20 protein-coding genes are annotated in these 18,343 nt (G+C 72.7%); 3 read left to right on the forward strand and 17 right to left on the reverse strand.

Annotated elements, in window-relative coordinates; translation table 11 throughout:
• Window positions 1–32: 32 nt before the first annotated feature.
• Both AVL61_RS12770 and AVL61_RS12775 read right to left on the reverse strand, forming a co-directional pair.
• Window positions 33–992: a tetratricopeptide repeat protein gene (locus AVL61_RS12770; RefSeq protein ID WP_058874697.1), complete on the reverse strand. Its 960-nt coding sequence runs from the start codon at window positions 990–992 to the stop codon at window positions 33–35.
• A gap of 363 nt (window positions 993–1,355) precedes the next feature.
• A complete protein-coding gene (locus AVL61_RS12775; RefSeq protein ID WP_058874698.1) occupies window positions 1,356–1,697 on the reverse strand; it encodes a hypothetical protein in 342 nt (113 codons plus the stop codon).
• 73 nt (window positions 1,698–1,770) lie between these two features.
• Between AVL61_RS12775 and nucS the strand changes: the two genes are divergently transcribed.
• Both nucS and AVL61_RS12785 read left to right on the forward strand, forming a co-directional pair.
• Window positions 1,771–2,466, forward strand: coding sequence for an endonuclease NucS (gene nucS, locus AVL61_RS12780; protein ID WP_058874699.1), 696 nt, complete (start codon window positions 1,771–1,773; stop codon window positions 2,464–2,466).
• Between the two features lie 280 nt (window positions 2,467–2,746).
• Window positions 2,747–2,950 (forward strand): cold-shock protein, encoded by a 204-nt coding sequence (locus AVL61_RS12785; RefSeq protein ID WP_017833253.1) that lies wholly within the window; start codon window positions 2,747–2,749, stop codon window positions 2,948–2,950.
• A gap of 76 nt (window positions 2,951–3,026) precedes the next feature.
• Here AVL61_RS12785 and murA read toward each other — a convergent pair whose 3' ends face one another.
• The 15 genes from murA to AVL61_RS12860 form a co-directional block, all read right to left on the reverse strand.
• Complete coding sequence (murA, locus tag AVL61_RS12790; RefSeq protein WP_058874700.1) at window positions 3,027–4,304, reverse strand: UDP-N-acetylglucosamine 1-carboxyvinyltransferase; 1,278 nt, start codon at window positions 4,302–4,304, stop codon at window positions 3,027–3,029.
• A 123-nt stretch (window positions 4,305–4,427) separates the two neighbouring features.
• Window positions 4,428–4,703: a F0F1 ATP synthase subunit epsilon gene (locus tag AVL61_RS12795; protein ID WP_058874701.1), complete on the reverse strand. Its 276-nt coding sequence runs from the start codon at window positions 4,701–4,703 to the stop codon at window positions 4,428–4,430.
• A 2-nt stretch (window positions 4,704–4,705) separates the two neighbouring features.
• Complete coding sequence (gene atpD, locus AVL61_RS12800) at window positions 4,706–6,172, reverse strand: F0F1 ATP synthase subunit beta (protein WP_058874702.1); 1,467 nt, start codon at window positions 6,170–6,172, stop codon at window positions 4,706–4,708.
• Between the two features lie 55 nt (window positions 6,173–6,227).
• The gene (locus AVL61_RS12805) at window positions 6,228–7,139 is read right to left on the reverse strand and encodes a F0F1 ATP synthase subunit gamma (protein WP_058874703.1); all 912 of its coding nucleotides are present in this window, start codon (window positions 7,137–7,139) and stop codon (window positions 6,228–6,230) included.
• 60 nt (window positions 7,140–7,199) lie between these two features.
• Window positions 7,200–8,825 carry a F0F1 ATP synthase subunit alpha gene (gene atpA / locus AVL61_RS12810; RefSeq protein WP_058874704.1) on the reverse strand — a complete coding sequence of 542 codons (1,626 nt, stop codon included), beginning with the start codon at window positions 8,823–8,825 and terminating at the stop codon, window positions 7,200–7,202.
• A gap of 136 nt (window positions 8,826–8,961) precedes the next feature.
• Window positions 8,962–9,774, reverse strand: coding sequence for a F0F1 ATP synthase subunit delta (locus tag AVL61_RS12815; protein ID WP_058874705.1), 813 nt, complete (start codon window positions 9,772–9,774; stop codon window positions 8,962–8,964).
• Window positions 9,774–10,325 carry a F0F1 ATP synthase subunit B gene (locus tag AVL61_RS12820; protein WP_058874706.1) on the reverse strand — a complete coding sequence of 184 codons (552 nt, stop codon included), beginning with the start codon at window positions 10,323–10,325 and terminating at the stop codon, window positions 9,774–9,776. Before AVL61_RS12820 ends, AVL61_RS12815 begins: the two co-directional genes overlap by 1 nt.
• A gap of 47 nt (window positions 10,326–10,372) precedes the next feature.
• Complete coding sequence (atpE, locus tag AVL61_RS12825; RefSeq protein ID WP_017833261.1) at window positions 10,373–10,576, reverse strand: ATP synthase F0 subunit C; 204 nt, start codon at window positions 10,574–10,576, stop codon at window positions 10,373–10,375.
• Between the two features lie 117 nt (window positions 10,577–10,693).
• Window positions 10,694–11,488 carry a F0F1 ATP synthase subunit A gene (gene atpB, locus AVL61_RS12830; RefSeq protein WP_058874707.1) on the reverse strand — a complete coding sequence of 265 codons (795 nt, stop codon included), beginning with the start codon at window positions 11,486–11,488 and terminating at the stop codon, window positions 10,694–10,696.
• Window positions 11,489–11,521: 33 nt separating this feature from the next.
• Complete coding sequence (locus AVL61_RS12835) at window positions 11,522–11,899, reverse strand: AtpZ/AtpI family protein (protein WP_058874708.1); 378 nt, start codon at window positions 11,897–11,899, stop codon at window positions 11,522–11,524.
• Window positions 11,886–12,284 (reverse strand): hypothetical protein, encoded by a 399-nt coding sequence (locus AVL61_RS12840; protein WP_058874709.1) that lies wholly within the window; start codon window positions 12,282–12,284, stop codon window positions 11,886–11,888. The genes AVL61_RS12835 and AVL61_RS12840 overlap by 14 nt, the downstream gene beginning before the upstream one ends.
• Window positions 12,281–13,399: an MraY family glycosyltransferase gene (locus AVL61_RS12845; RefSeq protein ID WP_082697143.1), complete on the reverse strand. Its 1,119-nt coding sequence runs from the start codon at window positions 13,397–13,399 to the stop codon at window positions 12,281–12,283. Before AVL61_RS12845 ends, AVL61_RS12840 begins: the two co-directional genes overlap by 4 nt.
• Window positions 13,396–15,324 (reverse strand): polysaccharide biosynthesis protein, encoded by a 1,929-nt coding sequence (locus tag AVL61_RS12850; RefSeq protein ID WP_058874710.1) that lies wholly within the window; start codon window positions 15,322–15,324, stop codon window positions 13,396–13,398. The genes AVL61_RS12845 and AVL61_RS12850 overlap by 4 nt, the downstream gene beginning before the upstream one ends.
• A gap of 68 nt (window positions 15,325–15,392) precedes the next feature.
• Window positions 15,393–16,232, reverse strand: a complete 840-nt coding sequence (locus AVL61_RS12855; RefSeq protein WP_082697144.1) for a glycosyltransferase — start codon at window positions 16,230–16,232, stop codon at window positions 15,393–15,395.
• 4 nt (window positions 16,233–16,236) lie between these two features.
• Window positions 16,237–17,154 carry a glycosyltransferase gene (locus AVL61_RS12860; protein WP_058874711.1) on the reverse strand — a complete coding sequence of 306 codons (918 nt, stop codon included), beginning with the start codon at window positions 17,152–17,154 and terminating at the stop codon, window positions 16,237–16,239.
• Window positions 17,155–17,362: 208 nt separating this feature from the next.
• On the opposite strand from AVL61_RS12860, the gene AVL61_RS12865 reads away from it, so the two are divergent.
• Entirely contained in the window at window positions 17,363–18,334 is a 972-nt protein-coding gene (locus AVL61_RS12865; protein WP_058874712.1) for an NAD-dependent epimerase/dehydratase family protein, read from the forward strand.
• Window positions 18,335–18,343 lie beyond the last annotated feature (9 nt).

Raw genomic sequence — 18,343 nt, forward strand, 5'->3', positions numbered from 1 at the left:
CCCGGCGGACGGGGGCGCGGAGGGCCGAGGGCTCAGAAGAGGGCCCGCATCAGCGCGCCCCGGGCGGTCACCACGCGCGGGTCCTCGGCGCCGACCACGTCGAAGAGCTCGAGCAGGCGCAGCCGGACGGTGTCGCGCTCGTCCCCCGCGGTGCGCCGCACCAGCGCCAGCAGCCGCCGGAAGGCGTCCTCCACGTGGCCGCCCGAGACGTCGAGGTCGGCGACGGCCAGCTGGGCCGCCACGTCGTCCGGGGCGGCGGCGGCCTCCGCCCGCACCGTCGCGGCGTCGAGGGGCAGCACGCGCTGGAGCAGGTGCACCTGGGCGAGGGCGAGCTTCGCCTCCCGGTCCCCGGGGTTCTCGGCGATCGCCTTCCGGTACGCCGCCTCGGCGGCGTCGACGTCCCCCGCCTCGAGGGCGTCCACGGCCTCCTGGTGCAGCGGGGGCAGAGGCTCCGGCTCGTCGGTGCGCACGGGCTCCACGGTGCCCGTGATCCCGTTCTGCTCGGCGAGCGCGAGCAGCTCGTCGAGGAACTGGGCGACCTGCTCGGGCGGGACCGTGGAGTTGAACAGCGGGACGGGCCGGCCGCCGAGCAGCGCCACCACGGTGGGCACGGACTGCGCCTGGAACATCTGGGCGATCTCGGGGGCGGCCTCGGCGTCCACGGAGGCCAGCAGGATCCGGCCCCGGTAGCGGTCGACGACCTGCTCCAGGGTGTCGGTGAACGCCACCGACTGCTCGCTGAAGCGGGCCCACAGGGCGAAGACCACGGGGACCTGGGCGGAGAGCTGGGCGACCTCCTGGACGTCGGCCGCCGTCACCTCCCGGCGGTATCCGCCCGGCCGGTCCCCGTCCGCGGGCGGGGCACCGGGCGCGGCGGCGGGTGCGGCGCCCAGATCCACCGCTCCGCGCACCGACGAGGGGAGCTCGGTCTCCTGCGCCGGCGGGGAGCTCTCTGCGGTGCTGCGGGGCTGCTGGTGCTGGAACTCGTTCACGGGGCGTCTCCTGGGTTCTCGACGACGGGCCCGGCGGTCCGCTCGGCCGTCGGGGCGCTGGTCCGGTGGCCGGCGGTCCGCGCCGGCCGGCCGGGTGGGCGGTCTGGGTGGGCGGTCGGGGCCGACCGCGGGACGGCGCCCGGCGGGCGCCGCGGGTCCTCCCCGATTATCGGCCCGGCCGGGGCTGCTCGGCCACCGGGGCGGCGCTGTGTCCGCTCCCGGCGTGACGCCGGCCGGGCCCGCTGCGGGGGCCGGCGTGACGGCCTCCGGGGACAGCCGCGGGTGGTCGGCGTCGCGGCGGGCGGGGGCTCAGCGGCCGGTGCGGGTTCAGCGGCGGGCGGGGGCTCAGCGCCCGGTGCGGGTTCAGCGGCGGGTGCGCCAGCAGCGCTCGTGCCAGTGGCGGCGGTCCTCGAAGGCGCTGCGCGCGCCCAGCAGGGAGTCCTGCTGCCAGACGACCAGGTGCGCGGTCCCCGGCGGGACGGGCCGGCCGCAGCCGGGGCAGGTGTAGGTCTTGACCGCGTTGGCGGGCCGGACGTGGCGGACCATCCAGTCCCCGTCCGCCGAGCGCTCCACCGTGGGCGCCGGCTCCAGGACCCGCTCGACCGACCAGGGCTCCTGCGCGGCGCCGCGCTGCCACTTGCTGGCGCGCGGGCCGGGCCCCGGCCCGCCGCGGCGGCGGCGCGAGGAGTGGTTGGAGCGTGGCACGGCGTCATCCTCTCACACGGTCCGCCGCGGCCCCGGTCCGGACCGTCCCGCGCGGACCGCTAGGCTGGTCCGCGTGCGTCTCGTCATTGCCGATTGCTCCGTCGACTACGAAGGGCGTCTGCGCGCCCACCTGCCCGCCGCCCGGCGTCTTCTGCTCGTGAAGGCCGACGGCTCCGTGCTCGTGCACTCGGACGGCGGCAGCTACAAGCCCCTGAACTGGATGAGCCCGCCCGCGCGCCTGCACGTCGGCGAGCCCGAGGCGGAGCTCGCGGCCGAGGGCGTGCTGCAGACGTGGACCGTCCAGGCCGCCAAGAGCGACGACCGCCTGGTCATCCAGGTGTTCGCGATCCACGAGGACGTCTCCCACGAGCTGGGCACCGACCCCGGGCTCGTGAAGGACGGGGTCGAGGCCGACCTCCAGCGGCTGCTGGCCGAGCAGATCCACCGGCTGGGCTCGGGGCACACGCTCGTCCGGCGCGAGTACCCCACCGCGATCGGCCCGGTCGACATCCTGGCCCGCGACGCCGCCGGCGCCACCGTGGCGGTCGAGCTCAAGCGCCGCGGGGACATCGACGGCGTGGAGCAGCTCACCCGGTATCTCGAGCTCCTCAACCGCGATCCCCTGCTGGCGCCCGTGCGCGGGGTGTACGCCGCCCAGCTCATCAGGCCCCAGGCCCGGGTGCTCGCCGAGGACCGGGGCATCGCGTGCCTGACCCTCGACTACGACGAGATGCGCGGGCTCGACGACAGCGACTCGCGCCTCTTCTGAGCCCGGCCCGGACGCACGCGCCGGGCACAGGGCCCGCAACACGCGATGATCAGCAGGCGAACAACGTTGACCGCCCCCGGGGAGTGTGTGAAGCTGAACGTGTTCTTCGTTCCATGTTTTGCATGCTCGCAGAACGGGTAAGCGAGCGTGATGTTCGACCCTGACCCTGGTCCCCGCCCCTCGGGTGCGGAGCCCTCGGCCCTCGGCTCATCTCGTCCTACCGCCCTTCCGTGCACGACCTGTGCACACGTTTCGCACCATCTCGCAAGGAGAGATCTTCATGGCCCAGGGCACCGTCAAGTGGTTCAACGCTGAAAAGGGCTTCGGCTTCATCACCCCCGACGACTCCGACTCGGACGTCTTCGTCCACTACTCGGAGATCCAGTCGGGCGGCTTCCGCACCCTCGAGGAGAACCAGCGCGTCGAGTTCGAGATCGGCCAGGGCCAGAAGGGCCCGCAGGCCACCGGCGTCACGCTCATCTGATCCGCTTCCCGCGCACCGGCTGAGCACGGAGCCCCGCCCCCGTCCCGGGAGCGGGGCTCCGTCGTGCCCGCCCCGCTCAGTACGCGGTGCCCACCAGGTGCCGTTCGACGGCGGCCCCCGCCGCCCCGAGCTGCTCCACGAAGTGCTCGTAGCCGCGGTCCACGTGCTGGACGCCGCTGACGTCCGTGGTCCCGACCGCGGCCATCCCCGCGATCACCAGGGCGGCGCCCGCCCGGATGTCCATCGCCTCCACCGGCGCGCCGGAGAGCACGGACACCCCGGCCACCAGGGCGTGGTGGCCGTCCAGGCGCACGCTGGCGCCCAGCCGCTCCAGCTCGGCCGTGAAGCCCCAGCGGGCCTCGAAGACGTTCTCGGTGACCATGCCGGAGCCCTCGGCCACCGCGTTGAGGGCCACCACGAACGGCTGCAGGTCGGTGGGGAACCCCGGGTACGGCAGCGTGGACACGTTGATCGCGCGCGGGCGCGGCGGCCCGGCGACCACGAAGCGGCCCCCGTCCGTGTCCACGCGGCAGCCCGCGGAGCGCAGCTTGTCCAGCACCACGGTCAGGTGGTCCGGCTCGGCGCCCTCGATCTCCACCGTCCCCCCGGTCACGGCGGCGGCGAACGCCCACGTGCCCGCCACGATCCGGTCCGGCACCGTCCGGTGCTCGACCGGGCGCAGGGAGTCCACCCCGGTGACCGTGACGGTGCTCGTGCCGAGCCCCTCGATCCGGGCGCCCATCGCCTGCAGCATCCGGCCGATGTCCACGATCTCCGGCTCGCGGGCCGCGTTGTCGACGACGGTGGTGCCCTCGGCCAGGGTCCCGGCCATCATGAGGTTCTCCGTGGCGCCCACCGAGGGGTAGTCGAGGCGGAAGTGCGTTCCGCGCAGGCTCCGGGGCACGGACGCCACGAGGTAGCCGCGCTCGATCTGCAGCACCGCCCCCATGGCCTCGAGGCCCGCCCGGTGCATGTCCAGTCCGCGGGAGCCGATGGCGTCCCCGCCGGGCAGGGCGACCTCGGCCACGTGGCACCGGGCGACCAGCGGGCCGAGCACGGAGATCGACGCGCGCATCGCCCGCACCAGGTCGTAGTCCGCCTGGTGGTGCAGCACCGCCGGCACGTCGATCCGCACCGTCCGCTCGGCGCGGTCGTAGGTCACGGCGCAGCCGAGCCGGCGCAGCAGCTCCGCCATGATGGTCACGTCGTGGATCTCGGGGACGTTCGTGATGGTCGACTCGCCCTCGGCCAGCAGCGCGGCCGCCATCAGCTTCAGCACGCTGTTCTTGGCCCCCGAGACGCGCAGGGTGCCGTTGACCGCGGTGGGTCCGTGCACGACGATCTTCTCTTCCATCCACTCTCCTGGGCGGTCTCGCCGGGGCGGGGCCCCGGATACGGCTACGGCCTCCGCACCGGTGGTGCGGAGGCCGCAGCCGTGGTCGGCGCGCGGGGCCGGGCCCCGCGCGGACGGGCGGGATCAGGCGGCCGCGGCGCCGGACAGCTCCACGTTGTCCGCCACGATCGTCACCCGGTCGTGGTCCACGAAGACGAAACCGGCGTCGATCGTGCCCTCGACCCGGGCGCCGTCCGCGGGGTCGACCGCGAAGTCACCGGGCTTGAGGATGCCGGCCACGGCCTCGTGGCCGGGCAGGATACCGATGTCGCCCTCGGACGTGCGGACCCGGACCATCCGGGCCGTCCCGGTCCACACGGACTCCTCGAGGGAGACGATTTCGACGATCATCTCGGCCATGACTACTTGCCGCCGGTCCGGGACTTGATCTCGTCCCACTTCTGCATGACGTCCTCCAGGCCGCCGACGTTGTAGAACGCCTGCTCCGGCACGTGGTCGAACTCGCCCTCGGTGATCTTCCCGAACGCCTCGATGGTCTCCGCGAGCGGGACCGTGGAGCCCTCGACACCGGTGAACTGCTTGGCGGTGTAGGTGTTCTGGGAGAGGAACTGCTCGATCCGGCGGGCGCGCGAGACGACCACCTTCTGCTCCTCGGAGAGCTCCTCGACGCCGAGGATCGCGATGATGTCCTGCAGCTCCTTGTTCTCCTGCAGGATCGACCGGACCCGGATCGCGACGTCGTAGTGCTCCTGGCCCACGATCTGCGGGTCGAGGATGCGCGAGGTCGAGGTCAGCGGGTCGATCGCCGGGTACAGGCCACGGGAGGCGATGTCGCGGGAGAGCTCCGTGGTCGCGTCCAGGTGGGCGAACGTCGTGGCCGGGGCCGGGTCGGTGTAGTCGTCGGCGGGCACGTAGATCGCCTGCATCGAGGTGATCGAGTGGCCGCGGGTCGAGGTGATCCGCTCCTGCAGCACGCCCATCTCGTCCGCCAGCGTCGGCTGGTAGCCCACGGCGGAGGGGATGCGGCCCAGCAGGGTCGACACCTCGGAGCCGGCCTGGGTGAAGCGGAAGATGTTGTCGATGAACAGCAGCACGTCCTGGTTCTGCACGTCGCGGAAGTACTCCGCCATCGTGAGACCCGTCAGGGCCACGCGCAGACGCGTTCCGGGCGGCTCGTCCATCTGGCCGAACACGAGGGCGGTGTCCTTGAGGACGCCCGCCTCCTCCATCTCGACCCAGAGGTCGTTGCCCTCACGGGTGCGCTCGCCCACGCCGGCGAAGACCGAGGTGCCGCCGAAGTTGCGGGCCACACGCGTGATCATCTCCTGGATGAGCACGGTCTTGCCCACGCCCGCGCCGCCGAACAGGCCGATCTTGCCGCCCTTGATGTAGGGGGTCAGCAGGTCGATCGACTTGATGCCGGTCTCCATCATCTCCGTGGAGCCCTCGAGCTCCGCGAAGGACGGCGCCTTGCGGTGGATCGGCCAGCGCTCGGTGATCTCCAGGGCGGAGGTCTCCACGTCGAGGGCCTCGCCGAGCACGTTGAAGATGTGCCCCTTGACCACGTCGCCCACGGGCACGGAGATCGGCCCGCCGGAGTCCTTGACCTCGGTGCCGCGCACCAGGCCGTCGGTCTGCTGCAGGGAGATCGCGCGGATCATGTTGTCGCCCAGGTGCTGGGCCGTCTCGAACGTGATCGTCCGCATCTCGCCGTTGAGCTCGTACCGGGCGGTCAGGGCGTTGTAGATCCCGGGCACCGCGTGCTCGGGGAACTGGACGTCGACGACCGGCCCGATGACCCGGGCGATGCGGCCCGTGGCGCCGCCCGAGACCGGCTGCCCGGCCTGTTCGCTGATGGTGGCAGTCATTTCTCTCACTTCACTTGTTCGTGGTGGTCAGTTGCTGGATCGCCGGGACGGCCCGTCAGAGGGCCTCGGCGCCGCTCACGATCTCGGTGAGCTCGGTGGTGATCTCGGCCTGGCGGGCGTTGTTCATCAGGCGCGTGTACTTCTTGATGAGCTCGTCGGCGTTGTCGCCGGCCGCCTTCATGGCCTTCTGCCGGGCCGCGAGCTCGCTCGTGGCGGCGTGGGCCAGGCTCGCGAACAGCCGGGCGTCGATGTAGCGCGGCAGGACCGCGTCGAGGAACTCCTCGGGGTTCGGCTCGAACTCGAAGGTGCTGTCCGGCTCCTCCAGCTCGTCGAACTCCTGGGCGACCTCGTCGGTCAGCGCGTTGGCGTCCACGACCTCCAGCGGCAGCAGCCGCAGCACCCGGGGCTCCTGGACGACCATCGACTTGAACGTCGTGTAGACGAGGTGGATCTCGTCGACGCCGCCGCTCTCGTACGGGGTCTCCAGGTCCTCGATCAGCACCTTGCGCAGCTCGCGCGCCCGGTCCGGCTGGGCGTTGTCCGTGTCCCCGGTCCAGTTCCGCTCGTACGGGCGGCTGCGGAAGTCGAAGTACGCCTGGGCCTTGCGGCCGATCAGGTACACCTTGGTCTCCTTGCCCTCCCCGTGCAGCAGCTCGAGCAGGCCCTCGGCCTCCTTGAGCACGTTGGACGAGTAGGACCCGGCCAGACCGCGGTCCGAGGTCATGATCACCACGGCCGACCGGCGCACCTCGTCGGCCCGCGTGGTCAGGACATGGGAGACGTTGTGCTGGGTGGCGACCTGTGAGACCGCCCGGGTCAGCGCGTTCGCGTACGGACGCGCCGCCTGCAGACCCTGTCGGGACTTGTTGATGCGCGAGGTCGCGATCATCTCCATGGCCTTGAAGATCTTCTTCATGGACTTGGTCGACGCGATCTTGTTCCGGTAGACCCGAATCTGCGCTCCCATGTGACTTCCTTTCGTCACCGTGCCCGGTGCGCGGCCGAGGCCGCGCACCGGACCGACCGGTTACTTCCTGACGATCCGTTCCTGCTCGACCTCGGACGCCTCGAGGGGCTCGTGCTCCTCGTGGCCCGGCTCGATCCCGTGCTTGGTGCCCCGGAAGTCCCGCTTGACCTCGGCGACGGCGGTCTCCAGGGCGGCGACGGCGTCGTCCTCGAGCTTGCCGGTGCCGACGATGGAGTCCATCACGTTCGTGGTGCGGCGCACGTGCTCGAGCAGGGCCTGCTCGAAGTCGAGCACGTCGGCGACCTCCACCTCGTCCAGGTGGCCGTTGGTGCCGGCCCAGATCGACACGACCTGGTCCTCGACCGGGTACGGGGTGTACTGCTTCTGCTTCAGCAGCTCCATCAGCCGGGCGCCGCGGGTCAGCTGCTGACGGGACGCCGGGTCCAGGTCGGAGGCGAACATCGCGAAGGCCTGCATCGAGCGGTAGGACGCCAGCTCGAGCTTCAGCGTGCCGGAGACCTTCTTCATGGCCTTGACCTGGGCGGCGCCGCCGACGCGGGACACCGAGATGCCCACGTCCACGGCCGGGCGCTGGTTGGCGTTGAACAGGTCCGACTGCAGGAAGATCTGGCCGTCGGTGATGGAGATGACGTTGGTGGGGATGAAGGCCGAGACGTCGTTGGCCTTCGTCTCGATCATCGGCAGACCGGTCATCGACCCGGCGCCCAGCTCGTCGGAGAGCTTCGCGCAGCGCTCCAGGAGGCGGGAGTGCAGGTAGAAGACGTCGCCGGGGTAGGCCTCGCGCCCCGGCGGGCGGCGCAGCAGCAGCGAGACCGCACGGTAGGCCTCGGCCTGCTTGGACAGGTCGTCGAAGACGATGAGGACGTGCTTGCCGCCGTACATCCAGTGCTGGCCGATGGCCGAGCCGGAGTAGGGGGCGAGGTACTTGATGCCCGCGGCGTCGGAGGCCGGAGCCGCGACGATCGTCGTGTACTCCAGGGCGCCGTTGTCCTCGAGGGTCTGGCGCACGCCGGCGATGGTCGAGGCCTTCTGGCCGACCGCCACGTAGATGCAGCGCACCTGCTTGTTGACGTCGCCGGACTCCCAGTTCGCGCGCTGGTTGAGGATGGCGTCGACGGCGATCGCCGTCTTGCCGGTCTGGCGGTCGCCGATGAGCAGCTGGCGCTGGCCGCGGCCGATCGGGATCATCGCGTCGATGGCCTTGATGCCGGTCTGCAGGGGCTCGTGCACCGACTTGCGCATGGTCACGCCCGGGGCCTGGAGCTCCAGGGCGCGGCGGCCCTCGGCCTCGATCGGGCCGAGGTCGTCGAGGGGCGCGCCCAGCGGGTCGACGACGCGGCCGAGGAAGGCGTCGCCCACCGGCACGGAGAGGACCTCCCCGGTGCGCTGGACCTCCTGGCCCTCCTCGATGCCGCGGAAGTCGCCGAGGATCACGACGCCGATGTCGCGGACGTCGAGGTTCTGGGCGAGACCGAGCACGCCGTTCTCGAAGCGCAGCAGCTCGTTGGCCATGACCGAGGGCAGGCCCTCGACGCGCGCGATGCCGTCGGAGGCGCTGCTGACGCGGCCGACCTCGGTTCGTTCTGCGGTGCCGGGCTCGTAGGACGCGGCGAATTCGCTCAGCGCGCTACGGACGTCGTCGGCATTGATGGTGACTTCGGACATGTCCTGTCCCTGCTCTCCTAGTTCGTGATCACTGCCTCAGCGGTGACCGTGAGTCCAAATCTGTGGCGGAACGCTGCGCCGGTCCACCGGCCGGGGCGCCCGTCCGGGGCGGCGTCGTGGCCGGCCCCGAAGCGGGTCAGGCCCCGATCCGCTGGCGCAGCTCGTCGAGTCGGGCGGCGACGGAACCGTCGATGACCTCCTCGCCCACCTGCACCTTGAGCCCTCCGATCAGCGCCGGGTCGACGTCCACGGTGAGCTTGAGGTCCCTGCCGTACACCGCGTTCAGCTGCTGCTGCAGCCGGCCGCGCTGCTCCTCGGTCAGCGGCCGCGACGTGCTCACGTGCGCGATCCACCGCTGGCGGCGGGCGGCCACCTCCTCCGCGAAGCGCTCGACGAGACGCCCGACGATGGCGCCGCGCGGCGAGAGCACGGCCTGCTCCACGAGCAGCAGCGCCTCGTCCGAGGCGCCCGGGGTCAGCCGCCGGGCCAGCCGCGTCTTCGCCTCCACGTCGGCACGCGGGTCGGCCAGGGCGCGCTGCAGCTCGTGCGAGCCGTCCAGCACCCCCTTGAACGCGATCAGCTGATCCACGACCTGCTCGAGGCCCTCAAGCCCGCCGCGGTTCGCGGCGGACGCCGCGGTGAGGGCCACCCCGGCGTGCTCGAGGGCGTCGGTGAACTCGCGGTCGGCGCTCCAGCGGCGACCGGCGAGGTGCGCCACGATCTCCACGGCGTCCGGGGAGACCTTCTCGGCGAAGAGCCGGCGCACGACCTGCTCGCGCGCCGGCCCCTCGTAGGAGGGGTCCGCCAGCGCACGGCGCAGGGCGCCGTTCTCGTCGAGGACCGCGAGCACGCCGAACAGCTCACGGGCGAGCGCGGGGTCGGCGGAGCCGGCCCAGCGCTCGACCTCCCGAGCGTTCTGCTGGGTGAATTCGTTCGCTGCGTCTGCCATTACCGCGCCGCACCTGCATTCCGTTCCTGCTCCTGCTCCAGGTCGGCGAGGAAGCGGTCGACCACCCGGTTGGCCCGGGCGTCGTCGTCGAGCGACTCGCCCACGATCTTCGCCGCGAGCGTGGTGGCCAGGGTGCCCACCTCGTTGCGCAGGGAGACCACGGCCGCCGAGCGCTCCGCCTCGATGGTGCGGTGGGCGTTCTCGGTGATCCGCGCCGACTCAGCGTTCGCCCGGTCCTTGAAGTCCGCGAGGATCTTCTCGCCCTCGAGGCGGGCCTCCTCGCGGATCTTCTGGGCCTCCAGGCGAGCGCTCTCGAGCTGCTGGTTGTACTCGTCGCGGGCGGCGGCGGCCTCGGCCTGGGCGGCCTTGGCCTTGGCCAGGCCGCCCTCGATGGCCTCGGTGCGCTCACGGTAGACCCGCTCGAACGCCGGCACGACGAACTTGACGACGAGGAAGAGCAGGATCAGGAACCCGATGCCGGTGATCAGCATCTCCCAGACATTGGGGAAGAGGGGGTTCGCCCCTTCCTCGGCTGCCAGCAACATGGTCATGTGCGCGATTCCTGTTCTCTAGGAAGGACTTGTACGGGTTGCGCCACTCAGGCGATGAACGCGAGCACGAAGCCCAGAATCGCGAGCGCCTCGACCACGGCGAAGCCGAAGAACAGCATCGGCTGGAGCACGCGCTGCGACTCCGGCTGGCGGGCGACGGACTGCATGTACGCGGCGAAGATCAGACCAACGCCGATGCCGCCGCCGATGGCAGCCAGACCGTAACCGATAGCACTGAGCGAACCAGTCATGAGGGGTATTTCCTTTCTAGGTGCCCGGGGGCCGGGCGTCGTAGCCGTGTCGGCTCTGAACATTTCGGGGTTGGACCGAGGGGGTCCGGCCGGGGCCGGAGCAGTGCTCCGCCGGTGTCAGTGGCCCTCTTGCAGGGCGCCCTGGACGTAGACGGCGAAGAGGAGGGTGAAGATGTAGGCCTGGAGGACCTGGATCAGGATCTCCAGGAAGTAGATGAACACGCCGAGCACGGTGGACCCGAGGGCGACCACGCTGATGGCGCTGGCCTGCGAGAGCAGGTATCCAGTCATGGAAGCCGCGACCATGAGCGCCAGGTGACCGGCGAACATCGTGGCGAACACACGCAGGGCGTGCGTGACCGGGCGGATGATCAGGTTCGAGAGGAACTCGATCGGGATGAGGAAGATGTAGAGCAGCTTCGGGACGTCCGGCGGCATCGTCATCTTGCCCATGAAGCCGCCGAACCCGTGCCGCTTGATGCCCATGAAGACCCAGGTGACGTAGGCGATGCCGGCCAGGACGTAGGCGGAGCCCGCGTGGGAGAGGGTCGGCAGCTGGAGCACCGGGATGGAGCCGAAGAGGTTGTTCACCAGGATGAAGAAGAAGAAGGTGAACAGCAGCGGGATGTAGGGACGGAACTCCTTCTCACCGATGATGTCCCGGCCGAGGTGGTTGCGCACGAACCCGTAGCCGCTCTCCGCGAGGTACTGCGACTTCGAGGGGACGAGGGCGTTGCGGCGGATGGCCCACATGAAGAAGCCGGCGATCAGGACGACCGACAGGAGGATCAGCAGCATCTGCTTGCCGAACTCGAAGGTGCCCAGCTCGAAGAACGGCGGCAGGTGCATCTCGTCGACGGTCGGGGCGGTGAATCCTCCGGTGGCGGGGAGCCTGATGAGGGCGGCGTTCAATGCGGGTCCTTTCTGCAGTGCTCTGGCCGGTGGTCACGGTCGGGGCGCCGAGTCCGGGCCGGACTGGTGCGGGTTGTGAGGATCTGCACCGTCGGAGGTCGGACTCCGACGGAGTCCCTCCTGCATGTGGAGGTACACGACGTAGATCCCGGAGGCGGCGCCGATGCACGCTCCCAGGACCACGATCCACCGGGTTCCCAGCACGCGATCCGCACCCCACCCTACCAAACTCCAGAACCCCATCCCGATCACCACGTAGAGCAGTGTCGTGAGGCCTCCGGAGAGTCCTCCGCCCTCCACCAGCTCCCCCGCGGTGCGCAGTCCGGGAGGGTCGGGGGGCGCTCCGTCCGGCGTCCCGGGCGGCGGTGAGCCGTCCGGGCGCCGGGCGTCGTCGCGGTCATCCGTGCTCATGGTCGTCCTGCTTCCTGTCGTCGGTGCGCCCGGGTGCGCCGGGCGTCTCCGGGCGCGCGGACTCGGCCGCCCGCCGGGCCTCGAGCAGCGGTCCCAGGGCGGCGCGGGTGCCGCGGGCACCCGCCCGGGCCGCGAGGACCAGGGAGACGACGAGCGCGCCCAGCACGCCCGCCGCGGTCCAGCCGGGCACCAGCCACGGCGGCGCCGGCACGGTGAGCAGCACCCAGCCGAGCAGCAGCACCTTGAGCACGTAGGTCGCGGCGAGCGCGGGGGCGGCGACCGGCCCGTCCGCCCCCGCGGTGGCCCGCGCCACGAGCAGGGTGATCAGGTGGCTCGCGGCGACCAATCCGGCGCCGAGCAGGGCGCTGAGGGCGGCCGCGCTCACGGGCGGGTCCCCACCCGGGACCGGGACGCCGCCCGGCGCCCGAGCAGCGCGGGCAGCACGAGGTAGAGCGCGAGCACCGCGAGCACGAACGCGCCGGCCAGGGCCGTGGCGGCCGGCCCCGTGCGCAGGCCCAGGACCGAGGCGACGCTCACGAGGACGGTCGCGGCCGTGACGACGAGCGCGGAGCCCGTGTGGGACAGTCCCACGTCGGTGAGCCGCTGGTAGACGTGCTGGCGGTGCGGCCGGTACCAGGCCTCCCCCGCGCGGACCCGGCGGAGCAGCGTCACGGCGGTGTCGGCCACGTAGACCGCGAGCGGGGGCAGGAGGTACTCGACGTAGACGCCCGAGAGGAACGCCGCGACCGCGATGCCGGCCAGCGACCCGCCCAGCAGGTAGGAGCCGACGTCCCCGAGGAACACGGTGCCGCGGCCGAGGTTCCAGGGCAGGAACCCGGCGAAGCCGCCCGCCACGGCCAGGCCGGCGGCGACCATCCACGGCAGGTCGTTGGACGCCCCGGCCCAGGCGTAGAGCAGCCCGGCGGCCAGGCCGTGCAGCCCCGAGATGCCGTTGATCCCGTCCATGAAGTTGGCCATGTTCACGTAGGCGGTGATCGCGAGGGTGCCCACGGGCAGCCACCACGCGGAGGTGCCCAGGACCGCGACGAGGACGGACGTGGCGGCCAGGCCGATGCCCAGCTGGACGGCCAGGCGCACCCGCACGGACACGCCGCGGTAGTCCTCGGCCCAGCCCAGCGCCGCGAACAGCGCGGCGACGGCCAGGACCACGAGCGCCACGGAGCGGTCGACCTCGATGGCCCCGGTGAGCAGCGCGGAGCCGTAGGCGAGGAGCACGGCCACGGCCACGGCCAGGCCCATGCCCCGGACGACCGTGCGCTGGTGGGAGGAGCGCTCGTTGGGGACGTCGAGCACGCCCCACCGGGCGAGCAGGGGCTTGGCCGCCAGCGGCAGCAGGAGGCTGAGCACGAGGGCCGGGGCGCCGACCGTGAGGACGAGCTCCCCGAGCCGGCGCAGCTCCTCCGGGTCGGGGGCGGCTCCGGGGTCGGTGAGGTCGAGGCCGGTCGGGAGCAGCGCGGCCGGGACCGTGGCCGCGCTCACGACGCCCGTCCCGAGGAGCTGCGCGGGCGCTGGACCGACGTGGGAGGCGGCTGCGTGGACGGCCGCACGACGGGGATCGTGCCCGTGTAGACCATGCCGCCGCGCACCTTCCACGTGTGCCGGTCCAGCTGGGCGGGGTCGAGGCGGTCGGCGCGCGCGTGGGAGATCTTGGGGTGGAAGGGCCGCTCGTCCTTCTCGCCGAGGCCGATGAGGTCCTCGTGCAGCTTCTCCCCCGGGCGCAGCCCCGTGACCTCGATCTCGACGTCCTCGCGCCCGCTCATCACGCGCAGCCGCTCGGCGATGTCCATGATCCGCACGGGCTCCCCCATGTCGAGGATCAGCACCTCGCCGCCGCGGGCGATCGCCCCCGCCTGGATCACGAGCTGGCAGGCCTCGGGGATCGTCATGAAGTAGCGGGTGGCCTCGGCGTGCGTCACCGTGATGGGGCCGCCCTGCCGGATCTGCTCGGTGAACAGGGGCAGCATCGAGCCGCGGGAGCCGAAGACGTTGCCGAAGCGCACCGAGGCGTACCGGTGCCCGGTGCGGTCGGCCATCCAGGCGGTGAGCTTCTCCGCGACGCGCTTGGAGTGGCCCAGCGCCGTGGTGGGGTTGGCGGCCTTGTCGGTCGAGATGTTGACGAAGACCTCGACGCCCGCGCCCTCGGCGGCCTGCAGCACGTTGAGGGTGCCGATGACGTTGGTCTTCCACGCCTCGTCGGGGTACTGCTCGAGCAGGGAGACGTGCTTGAGCGCGGCGGCGTGGAAGACCACCTGGGGCAGGCGGTCGCGGAAGATCGTGCCGACGGACTCGGGGTCGCGGATGTCGGCGAGGACGGTGTCGCGGCCGTCGAGCAGGCCGCGGCCCGTGATGGAGATCTGGGTGCTCTGCAGGGCGGACTCGTCGCGGTCCACCATGATCAGCTCGGCGGGCTCGAAGCCCACGAGCTGGCGGCACAGCTCGGAGCCGATGGAGCCGCCCGCGCCCGTGACCAGGACGCGGCGGCCCTTGACGTAGCCGGCGATCTCCTCGACGTCGATGTCCACGGGGCGGCGCCCGATCAGGTCCTCCATGCTGATGTCCCGGAAGTCCGTGGCGCGGTGCTCGGCGGTGAGCACCGCGCCGAGCGGGGGCATCGTCATGACCCGGATCCCGGTGCCGGCCACGGCGTCCGCGACCCGGTGCATGATGCGGGGCTCCGGGCTGGACATCGCCACGATGAGCACGGAGGCGCGGGTGCGGGCCATGACGTCGCGGACGTCGTGCAGGGTGCCGAGCACGGGCACGGACGAGATCCGCAGGTGCTTCTTGGCGGGGTCGTCGTCGAGCAGGGCCACGGGCAGGAACTCCGAGTGCGGGTCCTGCATCATGCGCTGGATGAGGAACGTCCCGAGGTAGCCGGCGCCGTAGACCACCACGTGCTGGGCGGACGCGCCCGGGCGGGCGGAGGCCTCCTGGTACATCCGCTTGAGGTAGCGGAAGGCCGCCATGAACAGGCACGCGAACGGGAACGCGATCAGGGCGGTGGAGCGCGGGATGCCGATGCTCGTGCCCACCAGCAGGAGCAGGACCTGGAGCACGGCCGTGACGATGAGGGTGACCACGACCAGGAGCTTGGCCTCGTCGAAGCTGCCGAAGGAGTACCGCCCCTTGTACAGGGCGAAGGAGAAGCCGACGACGAGCTGGGCGGCCACGGCCACCAGGGACACCAGCAGCAGCCCGGGGGCGCTGATGAACTGGAGGTCCATCTCGTAGCGCAGCACCAGGGCCAGCACGAGGGCCACGACCCAGGCGACGGAGTCCAGCAGCATCTGGATCCACAGCCACGCCACGGGCCGGTCCGGCGGGGAGGCGCGGGGCGGCGCCCCCCTGCCGGCGTCCCCGGGGGGCACCGCCGTGCCGGCGGGGCGCTCGGGCTCACCACTCATCGCGGACGTTCCTTTCGTGGTCGGTGCCGGAGCCGGGGGCCGGCGGGCTGGGGTCCGGTGCGGGACGGTCAGCGGCGGGGTGCGCCGACCATGGCCCGGTAGGCGAGCTCCCGGAGCCGGGTGGGGACGAACCGGTAGCCGCCGCGCACCACCACGTTGCGCACCCATTGTAGGAACCCCACGTGGCCGATCCCGCGCAGCCGGGCCTGGAGGGCGAGCTCCGCGCGGAGCACGCGCCACCCGCCGCGCCGCTCGTAGGAGCCCGCGGAGACCCGGTAGCCGACCAGCGGCTCGGGCACGTTGCGCACGTCGGCGCCGGCGCGCAGCATCCGCACCCACAGCCAGTAGTCCTCGGCGAGGGGCACGTGCACGTAGCCGCCGGCCGCCCGCACGGCCGAGCGCCGGAAGACCACGGTCGGATGGCTCACGGGGTTGCGGCGCCGCGAGACGGAGCGGATGTCCCGCTCCCCCACCGGGGCGCGGCGCAGGGCGATCGGGGTCCGCTCGTCGTCGCCGATCTCGTGCATCGAGGAGCCCACCAGGTCGGCCCCGGCCTCGATGACGGGCAGCTGCACGGCGAAGCGGCGGGGATAGGAGACGTCGTCGGCGTCGGCCCGGGCCACCACGTCGTGCCGGCACCGGTCCAGCCCGGCGTTGAGCGCCGCGGCGAGCCCCTGGTTGTGCTCGAGGTCGACCCGCACGACCGGCACGGGCAGCTCGCGCGCGAGGCGGTCCAGCTCGGCCTCGAGCGGCGCGGGGACGGGGCCGTCGCGCACGACGACGAGCTCGGCGGGCCGGCGCCGCTGCTCGACGGTGGCCGACTCGGCCGCACGGCGCACCCGCTCCGCGGTGTCGGCGCGGTAGACGGGCATGAGCACCGAGAACTCGAGGCCCGGGGAGCCGCTCACGGCGTCACCGCGGCCCGCCGAAGCCGCGGCCGCGCATCCCGCCCACGTAGCGGCCCGCCCAGGACGCGAGACCGGCCGCGTCCCGCCGGCGCAGGTAGTAGAGGGGGTAGCCGACGAGGTCGGCGCCGAGCTGGACGACCCGCTTGTACCGCCACGTGGTCCAGCCCCGGTTGCGGAAGAAGTGCTCGCGCTTGAACGCGGTGGTGGGCACCACGACCTTGAGCCGGCCGGGGACCACGACGTGCTCCTCGTCCCAGCCGGGAGGATGGGCCACGGCGGTGCGCGTGGTGGTGCCGAAGGGCAGCCCGGAGCGGCGCAGCCGCACGAGGAAGTCGACCTCGTCGCCGCGCAGGAAGAGCTTGAGGTCCGGGAGCCCGACCGTGAAGAAGACGTGCTCGGCCATGAGGGCGCCGTTGAAGAAGGTGGCGTGGCCGGGCAGGAAGCCGAGCGGCTCCAGGTCCGCGCGGGAGTGCGTGATCCGTCCCTCGAGGCGGTGGGAGAAGGCCAGCGCGCCGTGGTCCTGGGGCGCCACGACGAGCGGGGAGACGACCGACAGGTCCCGCCGGGCGGCCTCGTGCAGGAGGACCTCGAGGCAGTCGGGGCCCTCCGGGCGGGCGTCGTCGTCCATGAGCCAGACCCGGTCCGCGCCGGTGGCGAGCGCTGTCAGGATCGCCAGGGAGAACCCGCCGGCCCCGCCCAGGTTGGCGAGGGAGCGCACGAGCCGCAGCTCGAACCGGCCGTCGACCGCCTGCTCCAGCGCCTGCCGCGGCAGCGGCTCGCGCCCCGCGTCGACCAGGCACAGGGACGCGACCGGCACCGTCTGCTCCCGCAGCGCGGCGACGAGCGCGAGGACGTCCTCGTGCCGGTCCTGGGTCACGCAGGCCACCGCCACCGTGGGGGTGGGCGTGGGGTCGGACGGCATGCGGCTCCTCCAGTGCGGTGACGGGTGCGGGGACGGGTGCGGGGGTCCGGCGCGGGGTGGCCGCCGGGACGTCCCGAGTCTAGCAAGCGGCCGCCGGGCGGCCGGGCCGGCGGGCCGCGTCGCCCCGCCCCCGCGCGGGCCGGTCTGTACGATGAGCGCAAGGATCCGGACGACGGCGACCGGCAGCGGCCGGCGGAGAGGAAGCACCGTGACATCGACGACGTGGGCAGTCCTGGGAGCGACGGGGTTCGTGGGTTCCGCGACCGTGGCCCGGCTGCAGGCGGACGGCCAGACGGTGGTCCCGGTCTCCGCGCCGCGGCTGGGGTCCGGGGCGCGCACGGTCCACCACCTGCTCCAGCAGGCCGGCCGGCTGGAGTCCGTCATCGACTACCTCGCCGAGTCCTTCGCCGGCGCCCACGTGGTCGTCAACGCGGCGGGCCTGGCGGCCCCGGACCAGACGCACGAGGAGTCCCTCGTCGGGGCGAACGCGCTGCTGCCGGTGCTCGTGGCCCTCGCAGCGCGCCGCACGAGCGTGCGCCGGATCGTGCACATCAGCTCCGCGGCCGTCCAGGGCGACGTCGACGTCCTCGACGAGACCCCCACGGTCCGGCCCTTCTCCCCCTACTCCTTCTCCAAGGCCCTCGGCGAGAGCGCGCTCCTGAAGCTGCGCCGCGACTGGGCGGGCGAGGACGGGGCCCCGGCCGTCACGGTGCTGCGCGCGACCTCCGTGCAGGGCTCCGGACGGCGCACCACGGCGCGGCTGGCCCGCTTCGCGTCCTCGCCGCTGAGCTCGGTGGCCGGCGACGGCACCGCGCACACCCCGGTGACCTCCGTGCACGCCCTGGCGGAGTTCGTCTCCCGGGTCGGACGCCACCGCGAGGAGCTGCCGCCGGTCGTGCTGCAGCCGTGGGAGGGCGCCACCACGGCCTCCATCCTGCGGGACGCCGGACGGCGGGAGCCGCGGCACCTCCCCGTGCTGCTGAGCCGGCTCGTGGTGGACGCCGGGTTCGCGGTCTCCGCCCTGGCCGGCCACCGCTGGCACGGCGTCTTCCGCCGGCTCGAGGTGACGTGGTTCGGCCAGCGCCAGGTGCGCGGCTGGGCCGAGGAGCACGGCGCGGTCCCGGAGCCGCGGATCAGCGAGGTGCTGCGCCAGGCGCACCTCGCCGCCGGCCGGGGCTGAGCACCGGCC

This window comes from Kocuria rosea subsp. polaris (genome assembly GCF_001483755.1).
Taxonomy (GTDB): Bacteria; Actinomycetota; Actinomycetes; order Actinomycetales; family Micrococcaceae; genus Kocuria; species Kocuria cellulosilytica.